Source organism: Streptomyces sp. NPDC052682 (genome assembly GCF_040678435.1).
Classification (GTDB): domain Bacteria; phylum Actinomycetota; class Actinomycetes; order Streptomycetales; family Streptomycetaceae; genus Streptomyces.
This window is the reverse complement of sequence record NZ_JBFATS010000014.1, coordinates 160808-175142: the sequence shown is the minus strand read 5'-3', so window position 1 is coordinate 175142 and position 14335 is coordinate 160808. Positions and strand designations below refer to the sequence as shown.

14 protein-coding genes are annotated in these 14335 nt (G+C 72.9%); 7 read left to right on the top strand and 7 right to left on the bottom strand.

Annotation, left to right across the window (positions count from 1 at the left end):
- Window positions 1–8 precede the first annotated feature (8 nt).
- Window positions 9–1541 (bottom strand): HAMP domain-containing sensor histidine kinase, encoded by a 1533-nt coding sequence (locus AB0K80_RS23100; RefSeq protein WP_365672507.1) that lies wholly within the window; start codon window positions 1539–1541, stop codon window positions 9–11.
- Window positions 1538–2227 carry a response regulator transcription factor gene (locus tag AB0K80_RS23095; RefSeq protein ID WP_365672505.1) on the bottom strand — a complete coding sequence of 230 codons (690 nt, stop codon included), beginning with the start codon at window positions 2225–2227 and terminating at the stop codon, window positions 1538–1540. The genes AB0K80_RS23100 and AB0K80_RS23095 overlap by 4 nt, the downstream gene beginning before the upstream one ends.
- A gap of 153 nt (window positions 2228–2380) precedes the next feature.
- Here AB0K80_RS23095 and AB0K80_RS23090 point away from each other — a divergent pair, with 153 nt between their 5' ends.
- From AB0K80_RS23090 to AB0K80_RS23060, 7 genes are all read left to right on the top strand, one after another.
- Window positions 2381–3721, top strand: a complete 1341-nt coding sequence (locus AB0K80_RS23090) for a ferredoxin reductase family protein (protein ID WP_365672503.1) — start codon at window positions 2381–2383, stop codon at window positions 3719–3721.
- Window positions 3722–3753: 32 nt separating this feature from the next.
- Entirely contained in the window at window positions 3754–4149 is a 396-nt protein-coding gene (locus AB0K80_RS23085; protein ID WP_365672501.1) for an FMN-binding protein, read from the top strand.
- A gap of 1 nt (window position 4150) precedes the next feature.
- Complete coding sequence (locus AB0K80_RS23080) at window positions 4151–4969, top strand: FAD:protein FMN transferase (protein WP_365672500.1); 819 nt, start codon at window positions 4151–4153, stop codon at window positions 4967–4969.
- A 140-nt stretch (window positions 4970–5109) separates the two neighbouring features.
- A complete protein-coding gene (locus AB0K80_RS23075) occupies window positions 5110–6216 on the top strand; it encodes an ABC transporter ATP-binding protein (RefSeq protein WP_365672498.1) in 1107 nt (368 codons plus the stop codon).
- A complete protein-coding gene (locus tag AB0K80_RS23070; protein WP_365672496.1) occupies window positions 6213–6905 on the top strand; it encodes an ABC transporter permease subunit in 693 nt (230 codons plus the stop codon). The genes AB0K80_RS23075 and AB0K80_RS23070 overlap by 4 nt, the downstream gene beginning before the upstream one ends.
- Window positions 6902–7567: an ABC transporter permease gene (locus tag AB0K80_RS23065; RefSeq protein ID WP_365672494.1), complete on the top strand. Its 666-nt coding sequence runs from the start codon at window positions 6902–6904 to the stop codon at window positions 7565–7567. The genes AB0K80_RS23070 and AB0K80_RS23065 overlap by 4 nt, the downstream gene beginning before the upstream one ends.
- A 106-nt stretch (window positions 7568–7673) precedes the next feature.
- Window positions 7674–8630 (top strand): ABC transporter substrate-binding protein, encoded by a 957-nt coding sequence (locus AB0K80_RS23060; protein WP_365672492.1) that lies wholly within the window; start codon window positions 7674–7676, stop codon window positions 8628–8630.
- 13 nt (window positions 8631–8643) lie between these two features.
- Here AB0K80_RS23060 and AB0K80_RS23055 read toward each other — a convergent pair whose 3' ends face one another.
- The 5 genes from AB0K80_RS23055 to AB0K80_RS23035 form a co-directional block, all read right to left on the bottom strand.
- The gene (locus AB0K80_RS23055) at window positions 8644–9228 is read right to left on the bottom strand and encodes an ATP/GTP-binding protein (protein WP_365672490.1); all 585 of its coding nucleotides are present in this window, start codon (window positions 9226–9228) and stop codon (window positions 8644–8646) included.
- The gene (locus tag AB0K80_RS23050; protein ID WP_365672488.1) at window positions 9215–9574 is read right to left on the bottom strand and encodes a DUF742 domain-containing protein; all 360 of its coding nucleotides are present in this window, start codon (window positions 9572–9574) and stop codon (window positions 9215–9217) included. Before AB0K80_RS23050 ends, AB0K80_RS23055 begins: the two co-directional genes overlap by 14 nt.
- A 1-nt stretch (window position 9575) precedes the next feature.
- Window positions 9576–9995, bottom strand: coding sequence for a roadblock/LC7 domain-containing protein (locus tag AB0K80_RS23045; protein WP_365672486.1), 420 nt, complete (start codon window positions 9993–9995; stop codon window positions 9576–9578).
- Between the two features lie 15 nt (window positions 9996–10010).
- Window positions 10011–12923 (bottom strand): nitrate- and nitrite sensing domain-containing protein, encoded by a 2913-nt coding sequence (locus AB0K80_RS23040; RefSeq protein ID WP_365672484.1) that lies wholly within the window; start codon window positions 12921–12923, stop codon window positions 10011–10013.
- A gap of 169 nt (window positions 12924–13092) precedes the next feature.
- A complete protein-coding gene (locus tag AB0K80_RS23035; RefSeq protein ID WP_365672482.1) occupies window positions 13093–14097 on the bottom strand; it encodes a substrate-binding domain-containing protein in 1005 nt (334 codons plus the stop codon).
- Window positions 14098–14335: the final 238 nt, after the last annotated feature.

The following is a 14335-nucleotide window of genomic DNA, read 5'->3' as shown; positions in this document are numbered from 1 at the left end:
ACGGCTGTTCAGCGCACCGGAGCACCCGGTGAGGGCGGCGCCGGCGACGGGAGTGCCGCGGGCTCGGCCCGCTCGGCGGCGGCCGGAGCCTCGCCGGGACCGGCCTCGTCCACCGGCAGCGCCACCGTGAACACCGTCGCCCCCGGGCGGCTGGCCACCTCGAGCGTGCCACCGTGGGCCCGCACCAAAGACCGGGCGACCGCCAGGCCCAGGCCGCTGCCGCCGCGGTCCCGGCTGCGGGCCTTGTCGACGCGGTAGAAACGGTCGAAGACCCGCTCCTGGTCCTCGGGCGGAATGCCGGGGCCCGAGTCCGCCACCCGCACCAGGGCCGTACCGGCCCGGACGGCGACCTCGACACGGACCTGCGTGCCGGGCGGGGTGTGCACGGCGGCGTTGGTGAGGAGGTTGTCCAGGACCTGCCGGATGCGCTGCGCGTCCAGGTGCAGCCGCAGCGGCCCGGAGCCGGCGCGCACCGTCAGCGGCCGGTCCGGGTGGGCGGCGCGGAAGGCGTCGGCGGCCTGCTGCACCAGGTCCGTCAGGTCCGTGTCCGACGGCCGCAGCGGCGCCTCGGCCTCCGCCGCGTCCAGCCGGGCGAGCAGCAGCAGGTCGTCCAGGAGGACACCCATCCGGGCGGCCTCCGCCCGCAGCCGGGCCAGATGCCGGTCCCGCTCCTCGGGGGCGTTGGCGGCGGCGTACTGGAACAGGTCCGCGTACCCCCGCACCGACATCAGCGGCGTGCGCAGCTCGTGTGAGGCGTCCGCGACGAAACGGCGCAGCCGCTGCTCGGCCCGAGCGCGCACCGCCAGGGACGCATCGATGTGCTCCAGCATCGTGTTGAAGGCCGTGCGCAGTTCCTCCACCTCCGGGCCGCCGCCCGGGCCGTCGGCGCGCAGCGGCAGCCGGGCCGCCGACTCGGTCAGGTCGTGGGAGGCGATGCCGTGCGCGGTGTGCGCCATGTCGCTGAGCGGCTGCAGACCGCGCCGCAGCATCCTGCGGCCGACGATCACCAGGGCCAGCAGCGCCAGCACGAACGTCACCACCTGGATCGTGATCAGCTGGCTGACGGTGTCCTGGATGTCGTCCAGGGGCGCGGCGCTCACCAGCACCACACCGGGCTCGACCTCACAGGCACGCAGCCGGTAGGCGCCCGCGCCCCTGAGGTGCGCGGTGCGCAGCAGCTCCGTGTGCGCGGTGGTCTGGGCCCGGGCCAGGGCGGTGAAGTCGTCGACGTCCTGCGGCAGGTCGGCGGGGTCCTCGGGCCGGCGCAGCTCGGGCGTGCCGTCCGACACGTCGTACACCGCGTAGAACCAGCTGTAGTACTTCTTGCCGGTGAGCGTGCCGTAGTCCGCGATGCTCTTGGACTGGGCGATCTGGGCCTGCGCCAGCTGGGTGTCGAGCTGCGCCGACAGGTAGTCCCGCATGTACGTGGTCAGGGCCGTGCCGACCACCGCGAACACCACCAGCGCCAGCGCCCCGAGGCCCAGCGCGAGCCGGGTGCCGAGCCTGAGGCGCCGGTACGCCGCGCGCAGCCGCCCGGTCACCCGGCGGCCTGCCGGACGACGTACCCGAAGCCGCGCACGGTGTGGATGAGCGGTTCCCCCGTGTCGTCGAGCTTGCGGCGCAGCCGGCTGATGACCAGCTCGACGACGTTGGAGCGGCCGCCGAAGCCGTACTCCCACACGTGGTCGAGGATCTGCGCCTTGGTGAGCACGGCCGGCGACTTGCGCATCAGGTAGCGCAGCACCTCGTACTCGGTCGGCGTGAGGGTGAGCAGCCGCTCGCCGCGGCGCACCTCGCGGGTGTCCTCGTCCATCGTCAGGTCCCCGACCCGCAGCACCGAGCGCGGGAAACCTGGCCCGGCGCTGCGCCGCAGCACGGTCCGCAGCCGCGCCATCAGCTCCTCCACCGCGAACGGCTTGACCAGGTAGTCGTCCCCGCCCCGGGTCAGTCCCGCCACCCGGTCGGCGACGGCGTCCCGGGCGGTGAGGAACACCACCGGCACCATCGTCCCCGAGCGCCGCAGCCGGTCCAGCACGCCGAAGCCGTCGAGGCCGGGCAGCATCAGGTCGAGCACCACGATGTCCGGCTGGAACTCGGCGGCGCGGCGCAGCGCCTGCTCACCGGAGTGCGCGGTGACCGCCTCCCAGCCCTCGTAGCGGGCGACCGTCGCCACCAGGTCGGCGATCGGCGGGTCGTCGTCCACGACGAGGAGTCGTACTTTTTCCACCCGCCCATACTGCGGCACGCCGGCCCGGACACCGCAGGCCCGCGGCCCTCCTCCCGGCGATCGATAAAAACTTGAAAGTTGACCGATAGCTGTTCGACAGGTCCCCGGGGCCAAGCTCAAAGTCCCAGGACCCGATCAAGGGAGCAGCCGGCTGTGACAGCTGTCCAATCGCCCCCCGCACCCCCCACGGCGAGACGACGCCCCAGGGCGGTGGCCCGCACCGGCCTGTACGCCGTCCTGGCCGCGAACGCCGTCGCCGTGGCCGTCTTCTTCACCCAGGCCGGGGCGAGCTCCAACGCCCTGGTGCTGCTCGGCCGCCTCACCGGCCTGTACGGCGCGCTGCTCATGGCGTTCCAGCTGGTGCTGGTGGCCCGGCTGCCCTGGCTGGACCGCCGGATCGGCATGGACCGGCTCACCTCCTGGCACCGCCTGGTCGGCTTCGGCCTGGTGTGGACCCTGCTCGGGCACGCGGTGTTCATCACGCTCGGCTACGCGCGGCTGACGTCCACGGACCCGGTGCACCAGCTGGTCGACCTCGCCGAGACCACCGAGGGCGTCCTCCGGGCGGTCGTGGCCACGGTGCTGGTCTTCACCGTCGGCGCGGTCTCGGCCCGCTGGGCCCGGCGCAGACTGGCGTACGAGACATGGCACTTCATCCACCTGTACACCTACGTCGCCGTGGTGCTGGCCTTCACCCACCAGGTCGCGGTCGGGTCCACGTTCACCGCGTCGCCCGCCGCCACCGCGTACTGGTACACGCTGTGGGGCGCGGCGCTGACCGCGCTGGCCGCCGGGCGGCTGGTGCTGCCGCTGTGGCGGAACTGGCGTCACCGGTTCCGGGTGGTGGCGGTCGTCCCGGAGAACGACCACGTCGTCTCCGTCCACATCACCGGCCGCGACCTGGACCGGCTGCCCGCCCGGGCCGGACAGTTCTTCCTGTGGCGGTTCCTGACCCGGGACCGCTGGTGGCAGGCCAACCCCTTCTCGCTGTCCGCCGCCCCCGACGGCCGAACGCTCCGCCTCACCGCCAAGGCGGCCGGCGACGGCAGCGCGGCCCTGCGGCACCTGAAGGTGGGCACACGGGTCTTCGCGGAGGGCCCCTACGGCGCCTTCACCGCCCTGCACCGCACCCGCCCCGACGCCCTGCTCATTGCCGGCGGCGTGGGCGTCACCCCCATCCGGGCCCTGCTGGAGGAACTGCACGGGCACGCCGTCGTGCTCCACCGCGTCGCCACCGAACGCGACGCCGTCCTCCACGACGAGCTGCGCGAGCTCGCCCACGCCAAGGGCGCCGAGCTGCACCTGGTCACCGGCCCGCCGGTCCCCGACAAGCTGGCCCCGGCCGAACTCGCCCGGCTCGTGCCGGACATCGCCGGCCGGGACGTCTTCCTGTGCGGCCCGCCCCCGATGATGCGCGCCGTGCTCGGCACCCTGCGCGAACTGGGCGTGCCCAAGCGGCAGATCCACTTCGAGCGCTTCAGCCTGGCGGGCTGACCCGGACGAGTGACGGAGACGAGGAACCCACCGTGAAACGAGCGATACCCGTCCTGGTCCTCAGCGTCGCCGGTCTGGTCCCGGTGTTCCGCTACGAGCCGTCGCAGGGAACGGCGTCCAGCCAGGCGGCCGCACCCGCGACGCCCTCGGCCGCGCCGGACGGCCCGGGCCGAGTGGTGGCGGGCCCCACCGTGGACACCGAGAAGGGTCCGGTGCAGGTGGAAGTCACCTTCGACGGCGACAGGATCGCCTCCGTGCGGATGCTGCGCCAACCCGACCACCCGCAGACCAGGGCCGCCGTACCGCAGCTCGTCCGGGAGACGCTCCAGGCGCAGAGCGCCGACATCGACACGGTCTCCGGGGCCACCGTCACCAGCGACGGCTACCGGACGTCCCTCCAGGCGGCCCTCGACGCGAAAGGCGCCTGACGTGCGCCGTGTCGAGCATGTGATGGGCTTCCCGGTGTCGCTGCGGGTCGACGACGCGCACATCGGCGAGGAGACCGCGGACGCGGTCTTCGCCTGGCTGCGCGCGGTCGACGCGCGGTTCAGCCCGTTCCGCTCCGGCAGCGAGGTGTGCCGGCTCGGCCGGGGCGAGCTGGCGTACCGGGACGTCAGCGCGGACCTGCGCGAAGTCCTCGACGTGTGCGAGGAGTACCGGATCGCCACCGGCGGCGCCTTCGACGTACGCCTGCCGGGGCGCGGCCTCGATCCCTGCGCCGTGGTGAAGGGCTGGTCCGTGCAGCGGGCGGCCGGCCTGCTCAGGGCCGCCGGGGCGAGGCGGTTCGTGCTCAACGCCGGCGGTGACGTGGTCACGGCCGGCGGGCCCTGGCGCGTGGGGGTACGGCACCCCGAGCAGGCCGGCCAGGTGTGCGCCGTCGCCGTGCTCACCGACGGGGCGATCGCCACCTCCGCGCGCTACGAGCGGGGCGACCACATCCTCGACGGGCGGACCGGGCGTCCGGCCACCGGCCTGCTCTCCGTGACGGTCGTGGCGTCCTCGCTGACCGTCGCGGACACCACGGCCACCGCCGCCTTCGCGATGGACGTGGCAGGCGTCGGATGGGCCGCCTCGCGGGAGGGCTGCGAGGTGTTCGCGGTGGACGCCGAGCGGCGGGTGCTGCGGACGGCAGGCTTCCCGGTGGCGCCCCCGCAGCTCACGGCGAACGCCCGGCCGGCACGCTCGTCGCCCGGCGGGCCCCTCGGTCAGCTCGCGCCGGAGGCGTCCAGCCGGAACAGCCCGCTGTAGGCGTCCAGCCAGTACAGCAGCTCCGGGAACGCGACAGGGAACCCGTACCACTCGCCGTCTAGACTCGGCCCGCAACGGCCTGCGCGCAGCGTGACCGCAAGGCGGGCGATGTCCGCCAGACCCGAAGGGCGTTCGGCGTTTTGATACGGATGGAATCAGTCACCAAGCGGTACCCGGACGGCACGGTGGCGGTCGACCGGCTCACCCTGGAGATCCCCGACCGCGCGATCACCGTCCTGGTCGGACCCTCGGGATGCGGGAAGACCACCATCCTGCGGATGATCAACCGGATGGTCGAACCCAGCGAGGGAACGATCCTGCTCGACGGCGAGGACATCCAGCGGCAGCCGGTCACCCGGCTGCGCCGGTCCATGGGGTACGTCATCCAGAACGCCGGCCTCTTCCCGCACCGCACCATCGTCGACAACATCGCCACCGTGCCCCGCATGCTCGGCTGGGGCAGGCACAAGGCCCGGGCGCGGGCACGGGAGTTGATGGAGCGGGTCGGGCTCGACGCAGCGCTCGCCGAGCGCTACCCCTACCAGCTCTCCGGCGGACAGCAGCAGCGCGTCGGCGTGGCGCGGGCGCTGGCCGCCGACCCGCCGGTGCTGCTGATGGACGAGCCGTTCTCCGCCGTCGACCCCGTGGTGCGCAAGGGACTCCAGGACGAACTGCTGCGGCTGCAGGCCGAGTTGGGCAAGACCATCGTCTTCGTCACGCACGACATCGACGAGGCCGTCAAGCTCGGCACCAAGGTCGCCGTGCTGCGCACCGGCGGCACGCTCGCCCAGTTCGCGCCGCCCGCCGAGCTGCTGTCCGACCCGGCGGACGCCTTCGTCGAGGACTTCCTCGGTGCCGACCGCGGCATCCGGCGGCTGTCGTTCTTCCCGTCCGGTCGGCTGGAGCTGACGACCGAGCCGGTGGTCCGCGTCGACGCCACCGCCGAACGGATCCCCGACGCCCGCCCGCTCCTCGTGACCGACGCGGACGGCAGGCCGCTCGGCTGGGCCGAGCCGCGGGACCTGACGGCCGGTGACATCCGGCCGGAGCGGCTCCTGCCGTACGGGCGGCCGTTCGTGCCCGGCACCGACTCGCTGCGCGTCGCCCTGGACTGCGCCGTCCTGTCGCCCACCGGCTGGGCCGTCGCCGTGGACGCCGAGGGCAGGGTCACCGGCGTCGTCTCCCAGCAGACCATCGGCGAGGCCATCCGCGACGCCCACCGCGCCGACGCCGAGGTCGCCGGATGAACGGCTTCTTCGACATCCCCAGCGACCTGCAGTCCAGCTACCCCGGACTGATCGGACTGCACCTGCGTGAGGCGCTGCTGCCGGTGGCGGCCGGGCTGCTGCTGGCGCTACCGGTCGCCCAGCTGTGCGTACGGGTGCGCTGGCTGTACGCGCCCGTGCTCGGGGTGACGACCGTGCTCTACGCCATCCCCTCCCTGGCCTTCTTCGTCGTCCTCATCGACTACACCGGCCAGAGCGAGCTCACCGTGATGATCCCGCTGGCCGTGTACAGCCTGGTGGTGCTCGTCCCGGCGATCGTCGACGGAGTGCGGTCGGTGCCGCAGGAGACCCTGGCCGCGGCCACCGCCATGGGCTTCGGGCCCGTACGGCGTTACCTCCAGGTGCAGTTGCCGATCGCGGTGCCCGCGATCCTCGCCGGGCTGCGGGTGGCGACCGTGTCGAGCATCTCGCTGGTCAGCGTCGGCGCGCTCATCGGCAACCAGGGCGCGCTCGGCAACCTGCTCGCCGACGCGCAGAAGTACGACCGGCCCGAGCTGGCGGTGAACTCCGTCCTCACCACCGCCGTCCTGGCGATCCTGTGCGACGCCCTGCTGGTCCTGCTCCGGGTGCTGCTGACCCCGTGGATGCCGCGCGGCACACGCGGCACGCGGGGGCGCCCGAAGTCCGCCGCGGGGGAGGCGCTCCGGTGAACGTCCTGAACTTCGTGCACGCCTTCTTCAGCGACAGCGCCCACTGGCACGGCTACGACGGCATCCCGACCCGCCTGCTGGAACACGTGCGCTACTCGCTGCTGGCCCTGGCCCTCGCCGCCGCGATCGGCCTGCCCGTCGGCCTGCTCACCGGCCACACCGGGCGGGGCGGCAACGCCCTGGCCTTCCTCGCCACCGCCGCCCGCGCCCTGCCCAGCTTCGGCCTGCTGGTGCTGATGGCCGTCCTGCTCGGCCTCGGCCTGCTGCCCGTGATGATCCCGCTGGTCGTCCTCGCCGTCCCGCCGATCCTGGTCACCACCTACGAGGCGGTCCGCTCCGTCGACCCCGCGCCGGTGGACGCCGCCCGGGGCATGGGCCTGCCCGAGACACGGATCCTGTTCCAGGTCGAACTGCCCGTGGCGCTGCCGCTGATCCTCAGCGGCCTGCGCTCGGCGGCCATCCAGATCGTCTCCACGGCCACCATCGCCGCCTACGTCAGCCTCGGCGGCCTCGGCCGGTACATCGTCGACGGCCTGTACCAGCGCGACTACGAGAAGGTGGTCGGCGGCGCCACCCTGGTCGCCGTCCTGGCCCTGGCCACCCTCGCGGTGTTCTGGGCCGTGGGACGGCTGGCGGTGTCGCCGGGGGTGCGCAGGCGCTGACGCCGTCCCGCGGGCCCGCCCACCGCGTGACGGTCACCGCACGTTTCAACGAAACGTCACACGGCCGGTGTTGACGGACCGGCACATGGCTGGTTTGGATCAGTGGATGACTTCCACCGCACACAGCAGCTGGTCCACCACGAGGCACACCGGCGCGGCGGCCGTCGCGCTCACCGCCGCGGCGGCGCTGCTCGCGGGCTGTTCCTCCGGTGGCACCTCCGACAACCCCCTCGCCGGTGAGAAGGCGAAGGCCGGCACCGTCGTGGTCGGCTCCAACAACTTCTCCGAGAGCACCCTGCTCGCCGACATCTACGGCGAGGCACTCAAGGCCAAGGGCGTCAAGGTCGCCTACAAGCACAACATCGGCAGCCGCGAGACGACGTACGGGCTGATGAAGAACGGCTCCCTCACCGTCCTGCCCGAGTACAACGGCTCCCTGCTCGCCTACCTCGACGCCAAGGCCAAGCCGAAGAGCGTCGAGGAGACCACGGCCGCCATCGAGGCCAAGCTCGACCCGAAGCTGGAACTGCTCGAGCCCTCGGCCGCGCAGGACAAGGACTCCGTCACCGTCAACGCGGCCACCGCCCGGAAGTACGGCCTGACCGCCGACTCCGGCATCGGGGACTTGAAGGACATCGCCCCGAAGCTGGTCATCGGCGCCTCGCCCGAGTTCCAGACCCGGCACCAGGGCCTGGTGGGCCTGAAGTCCGTGTACGGCCTGACGTTCAAGTCCTTCAAGGCGCTCGACGCGGGCGGCCCGCTCACCCAGGCGGCCCTGCGCAAGAACGACGTACAGGTCGCGGACATCTTCACCACCGACCCCACCATCCAGAAGGAGAAGTTCGTCGTCCTGAAGGACCCTCAGAACCTCTTCGGCTTCCAGAACGTGCAGCCCCTCATCCGCAAGGGCGAGGTCCCGAGCAAGGGCGTGGACGCCCTCAACGCGGTCTCGGCCAAGTTGGACACGGCCACCCTGCTCAAGCTGGACGCCCAGGTACAGCTGGAGAAGAAGGACCCGCTGGACGTGGCCAGGGACTGGCTGAGCTCCGCCGGCCTCGACTGACCCCGCCGGCCCCTCAGGAGGTGACCGCTGACGCGATCAGCCGGTCGATCAGGGCGATCAGCACGTCCCGGCACGACTGGCGCTCCCGCGCGTCGCACAGCAGCACCGGCACGCCCTCCGGCAGCGCCAGGGCCTCCCGTATGTCGTCGGGCGGATACGGGTGCTCGCCGTAGAAGCCGTTCACGCCCACGACGAACGGGATGCCCCGGCGCTCGAAGAAGTCGATCGCCGCGAAACTGGAGTCCGGGCGGCGTACGTCGACCAGCACGACCGCACCGAGCGCGCCGACGGCCAGGTCGTTCCACATGAACCAGAACCGCTGCTGCCCCGGCGTGCCGAACAGGTACAGCACCAGGTCGTCGCTGATCGTGATGCGGCCGAAGTCCAGCGCCACCGTGGTGGCCCGCTTCTGCTCGATGCCCTCCAGATCGTCGACGCCCAGACTGGCCATGGTCAGCGGCTCCTCGGTGCGCAGCGGCACGATCTCGCTGACCGAGGCGACCATCGTCGTCTTGCCGACTCCGAAACCGCCGGCTATGAGGATCTTGACCGTGTCGGGTGCCGCGGGCGCGCCGGCGGCGGGCTCAGAGCCGGCCAAGGCCGTCCCTCACTTTCTGCAGCAGGTCCAGGTCAGGAGTGGTACGGGAGAGCAGGCGCGGCGGGTGCGCGGTGATCCGGCCCGCCTCCAGCAGGTCGCTGAGCAGGATGACGACCACGCTCACCGGCAGGTCCAGGCGCGCGGCGATCTCCGCCACCGCCATCGGCCGCTCGCACAGCCGCAGGATCCGGGTGTGCTCGGGCTGCGGCCGGGCGGCCGCCTCCGGCTGAGGATCCACCGCGGTCACCGTCGTGATGAGCGTGAAGCCGGCCCGGCTGGGCCGGGTCCGGCCACCGGTCAGGGTGAACGGTCTGACCAGCCGGCCCGGCGTGTCGCCTCCGCTCACCTCACGCGCCGGGGCCGACGGTGCCGCGCGGCGCCGCGCTGAGGTGCTCGCCGATCTTCTTCACCAGCATGTTCATCTGGTACGCCACGACACCGACGTCCGCGTTGGGGCCGGTCAGCACGACCAGATGGGCGCCGGGACCGGCCGAGGTGAGGATCAGGTAGCTGTGGGCCATCTCGATGAGCGCCTGGCGCACCGGGCCGCCCCGGAAGTCCATGCTGACGCCCTTGCTCAGGCTCATCAGTCCCGACGCGGTCGCCGCGAGCCGCTCGGCGTCGTCCCGCAGGAATCCCGTGGACTTGCTGACGACCAGTCCGTCCTCGGAGAGCACCACGGCGTGGTTCACGTCGGCGACCCGCTCCACGAGTCCGGTCAGCAGCTGGTCCAGCTGGGTGTGGGTGGCGGGGATGGGGCGTGTCATGGCGGTGTTCCTTCGTCAGCGGTCGGCGGGGGGAGTCGAGGGGGCGACGGGGCCGGCGGCCTGCTGTGGGATGGCCGCCTCCCCGGGGCCGTGCGGCGGGTCGCCGTCGTCGCGCGCCTGGAGCGTGCCGCGCTGGAAGCAGGCGAGGGAGGCGGCGGCGCGCTCGGCGGTGAAGTCGTCGGGGAAGCCGTCGTCCGGGGTGGGCGGGGGTTCCTCGCGCAGCTCGGCGGCCAGGCTGGTCTGCGGGATGCGGCGGGGCAGCGGGGCGAGCCCGTCCGTCCGCGGCACGGGCGCGGCGACGGCGGCGGCCCTCACGGGAACACGGGCCCGGAACTGGGACTCCCGGGCAGGCCCGGCCGGCCGAGGTGCTGCGGCGACCTCACCGCGCTCGCCCTCCACCACCTCCCGTGCGTCCGGCGCACCGGTAGCCCGGGGCGTGCCCGCCGTCTGTCGCGCGTCTGGCGTGCCGGTCATCTCGTGCGGGCTCGCCGTCTCCCGGGTGTCCGGTGTGCCGGTCGACTCGGGCGTTCGCGCCGCCCCCCGTGCGTCCGGCGTGCCGGTCGCCTCGTGCGGGCTCGCCGTCTCCCGGGTGTCCGGTGTGCCGGTCGACTCGGGCGTTCGCGCAGCCCCCCGTGCGTCCGGCGTGCCGGTCGCCTCGGGTGTGCTCGCCGTCTTCTGTCCGTCCGGCGTGCCGGTCATCTCGTGCGTGCTCGCCGTCTTCCGTGCGTCCGGCACGCCGGTCGCCTGGGGCGTGCCCGCGTTCTTTCGTGCGTCCGGCGCACCGGTTACCTCTTGCGTGCCCGCCGTCTTCCGTCCCCACGGCACGCCGGCGGCCGACTCGGGCCTGTCCGCTGCGTTCCGTGTGTCCGGCCTGCCGCCCGTCTCCGCCGCGCTCGCCGTCTCCGGCGTGTACGGCACGCGGGGCAACTCCGGCGTGCTCGCCGCCTGTCGGCGGTCCGCCGCGCCGCTCACCTCCTGCGGGTCGGGCGCGTCGGCGTCCGGGGCGTCCCGGACCACGATGTCGTGCGGGACGAGCACGATCGCCGTGGTGCCGCCGTACGGCGACGGGCGCAGGGTGACGGCGATGCCGTGCCGGTGGGCGAGCTGGGAGATGACGAACATGCCGAGCCGGAGGTCGTCGGCGAGCGCGACCACGTCGAACTTCGGCGGCTCGGCCAGGCTGCCGTTGAGCGAGGCGTAGTCCTCCTCGGACATGCCGAGGCCCCGGTCCTCGACCTCGACGGCCAGCCCCTTGGCGACCATCACGGCCCGCACCCACACCGGGCTCGGCGCGGGCGAGTACACGGTCGCGTTGTCGATGAGCTCGGCCAGCAGATGGATCACGTCGGCCACCGCGGGAGGGGCGATGGCCACCTCCTCCTCGGTGTGCACCTCCACCCGCTGGTACTCGGCGACCTCACCGACGGCGCTGCGCAGGATGTCGATCAGCGCGACCGGCCGGCTCCAGCTGCGGCCCGGCCGCTCTCCGCTGACGATGACCAGGTTCTCCTCGTACCGGCGCAGCTGGCTGGCCGTGGAGTCCAGTTCGTACAGGCCCTTGAGGACGTCGGGGTCGGTGTGCCGGCGCTCCAGCGCGTCGAGCTTGCTGAGCTGGAGGTTGACCAGGTTCTGGCTCTGCCGGGCGATCCCCAGGATGATCTTCTGGAAGCCGCGGCGGGTGTCGGCGAGTTCGATCGCGGAGAGCACGGCGGTGCGCTGCGCGGTGTTGAACGCCTGGGCGACCTGGCCGAGTTCGTCGTCGCCGTAGTCCAGCGGGGTCGTCGCCGACTCGGCGTCCACCTGCTCGCCGCGCTCCAGCCGGGCCACCACGTCGGGCAGCCGCTCCTCGGCGAGGCTGAGCGTGGCCATCCGCAGGCCGCGCAGCCGCCGGGACAGCGAGCGGGTGATCCGCCAGGACATGCCGACGCACAGCAGCAGGGCGACCAGTCCGGCGGCGCTGAGCGCACCGGCCTTGATCAGCAGGCTGTCCGCCTTGTCGGCGCTGCGGTCGAGCAGCGCGCCGGTCTGCTGCCGGATGAGATCCTCGTACTGCGCCGAGAGCCTGCTGATGGCGGCGTCCCACTGCCGGTGCCGGTCGGGCAGGGCGATGACGCCGCCGCGGTCCGTGGCCCGGGCCGCCAGCACCTCGTCCTCGATCTTCTGCAGCTCCTGCCACTGCGGGCTGCGCAGGATCCGCTCGGTCTGTGTCTTGGCGCCGCCGTGCAGGGCGGGCAGGATCTGGTCCTGCACCAGCCAGCGGCGGGTGCTGACCAGCTCGGAGAAATCGGTCCAGGCCCGGTCGTCGAGGTGCCCGGCGTGCCAGGCGAGGGTGAGCCGGGCGTTCTCCCGGGAGACCAGCTCCGCCGCGTGCTCCAGCGCGACCAGCGGGCCGGCCTCGGAGGTGAGGTCGCCGTCGTCGACCTGGGACAGCTCCTGGAAGGCGTGGATCTGGTCGTCGATGATCGACGTGTACTGGTCGAGCGCCTGCTCGGCTGTGATGTCGGTGGGCCTGTCGACCTGGTCGCGGTAGTACTCCAGGCTGCCGACCGCGCCGAGGACCGAGTACAGCCGGTCCGAGACGCGCGACGGCGCCTTCTCGATGGCGTCCGCCTGCCCGACCAGTTTGGCGACCGCCGCGTCCGTCCGTCTGCGCTGCGCGTCCAGGGCGGCCCGGGACCCCCTCGGCGAGGCCAGCCACGCTGCGGACAGGCTGCGCTCCCGCTGGAGTTGGAGCGTGGCGTCGGTGCCCATGGCGCCGGTCGACCGGCTCAGCTCCGTCTGGTCCCGCAGCCGCAGGCCCTCCGAGAACATCTGGATCGTGGTCACACCCCACATGGCGGCGAGGGTGACGCTGGGCACCAGGGCGAGCAGGACCAGCGAGAGGCGGATGGAGCCGAGACGGCGCCGGGCACGTGTCCGTGGAGACATCGTCGTCCTAGGGCGATCAGCGGGGCGGCGGGGAGGGGACGGGGGACGGGAACGGGGTGGCCGCGGGTCCGGTACGGCACATGGGGTGGGCAGGATGTTATCCGCACCAAGTGAACCTATGGGCCGTACGTGACCGAATCTTTGGCGACGGTCGCACGGGATAGGTACCTCAGCGGGTTCCGGAGGCGGCGAACCGGGCGACGGAGGCGACGTTCGCCTTCGTCACGAACGCCGGTCCGGTGAGCACCGGCGCGACCCCGCCGCCGCTGACGTTGCCGTTGGTGCGGTACAGCCACAGCGCGTCCACCGCGAGATAGCCCTGCAGGTAGGGCTGCTGGTCCACCGCGAACTGCACCCGCCCGTCGCGCACGGCCGCCACCACGTCCTTGTCGAGGTCGAACGTGGCCACCCGCGCCCTGCTGCCCGCCTCCTGGACGGACTCGACGGCGGCCAGCCCGAACTGGGCGCCCAGGGTGACGACTTCGTCGATGGTGGGGTCCTGCCGCAGCCGGGCGGTCAGCACGGCCCGCACGGCCTTCAGGTCGGTGCCCTCGACGTAGACGTTGTCCGTCTCGCCGCCGAAGGTCCGCTTCACCCCGGCGCAGCGCGCCTCCAGCGCCACGTTGCCGCGCTCGTGGACGACGCACAGGGCGTGCTGGGCCTTCAGGCCGTTCAGCTTGTCGCCGACGGCCTGCCCGGCGACGCTCTCGTCCTGCCCGAAGTACTCCAGCAGCCCGGCCGGCTTCCAGGCGTCGATACCGGAGTTCAGCCCGACGACGGGGATGCCGGCCCGCCGCGCCTCGGCGACCGGGGCGCGCATCGCCTGCGGCTTGGCCAGCGTGACCGCGATGCCGTCGACCCTCTCGCGGACCGCGTCCCGCACCAGCCGGGCCTGGGCGCCGGCGTCGGAGTCGCTGGCGAACGTCAGGTCGACACCGTCTTTGGCGGCCGCCGCCTCGGCGCCCTTGCGCACCAGGTCCCAGAAGGCGTCGCCCTTCCCGCCGTGCGCGACCAGGGCGACTCTCATCCGGCCGCCGGCCCCGGCGGCCGGTGCCGCGTCGCCTCCCTCACCGGAGGAGGCGCCGAAGGCGGAGCAGCCGGAGACGAGCAGGCAGACGACGGCGGCCAGGGCCGCGCCGCGGCGGGGTCTGGAGGAGCGGGGAGGGGTGTTCATGAGACTGCGGCACCTCGCTGTGCGGCCGAGCAAGAGCATGGGGAGAGCGCAGGCGGAGCCGCGTGACGTGCACCGACCGGGTGACTCTCGCTGGCCCGGAGCCAACCGTGTGAGGACACCGGTAGTCAAGCCGGTGACCACAGGACGTGAGGTGTTGCTGCCGCATCGTGATGATCTGTCCGGCCTGCCGAACGCCGCAGGAGACATGCCACCTGACCAGCGGATATTCATACCGACC

What these genes read in the sequence shown, in the direction of transcription:
- AB0K80_RS23070 (WP_365672496.1), top strand. Translation starts at nt 6,213, where the DNA reads ATGAACGGCTTCTTCGACATCCCCAGCGACCTGCAGTCCAGCTACCCC.
- AB0K80_RS23060 (WP_365672492.1), top strand. Translation starts at nt 7,674, where the DNA reads ATGACTTCCACCGCACACAGCAGCTGGTCCACCACGAGGCACACCGGC.
- AB0K80_RS23045 (WP_365672486.1), bottom strand. Translation starts at nt 9,995, where the DNA reads ATGACACGCCCCATCCCCGCCACCCACACCCAGCTGGACCAGCTGCTG.
- AB0K80_RS23040 (WP_365672484.1), bottom strand. Translation starts at nt 12,923, where the DNA reads ATGTCTCCACGGACACGTGCCCGGCGCCGTCTCGGCTCCATCCGCCTC.
- AB0K80_RS23035 (WP_365672482.1), bottom strand. Translation starts at nt 14,097, where the DNA reads ATGAACACCCCTCCCCGCTCCTCCAGACCCCGCCGCGGCGCGGCCCTG.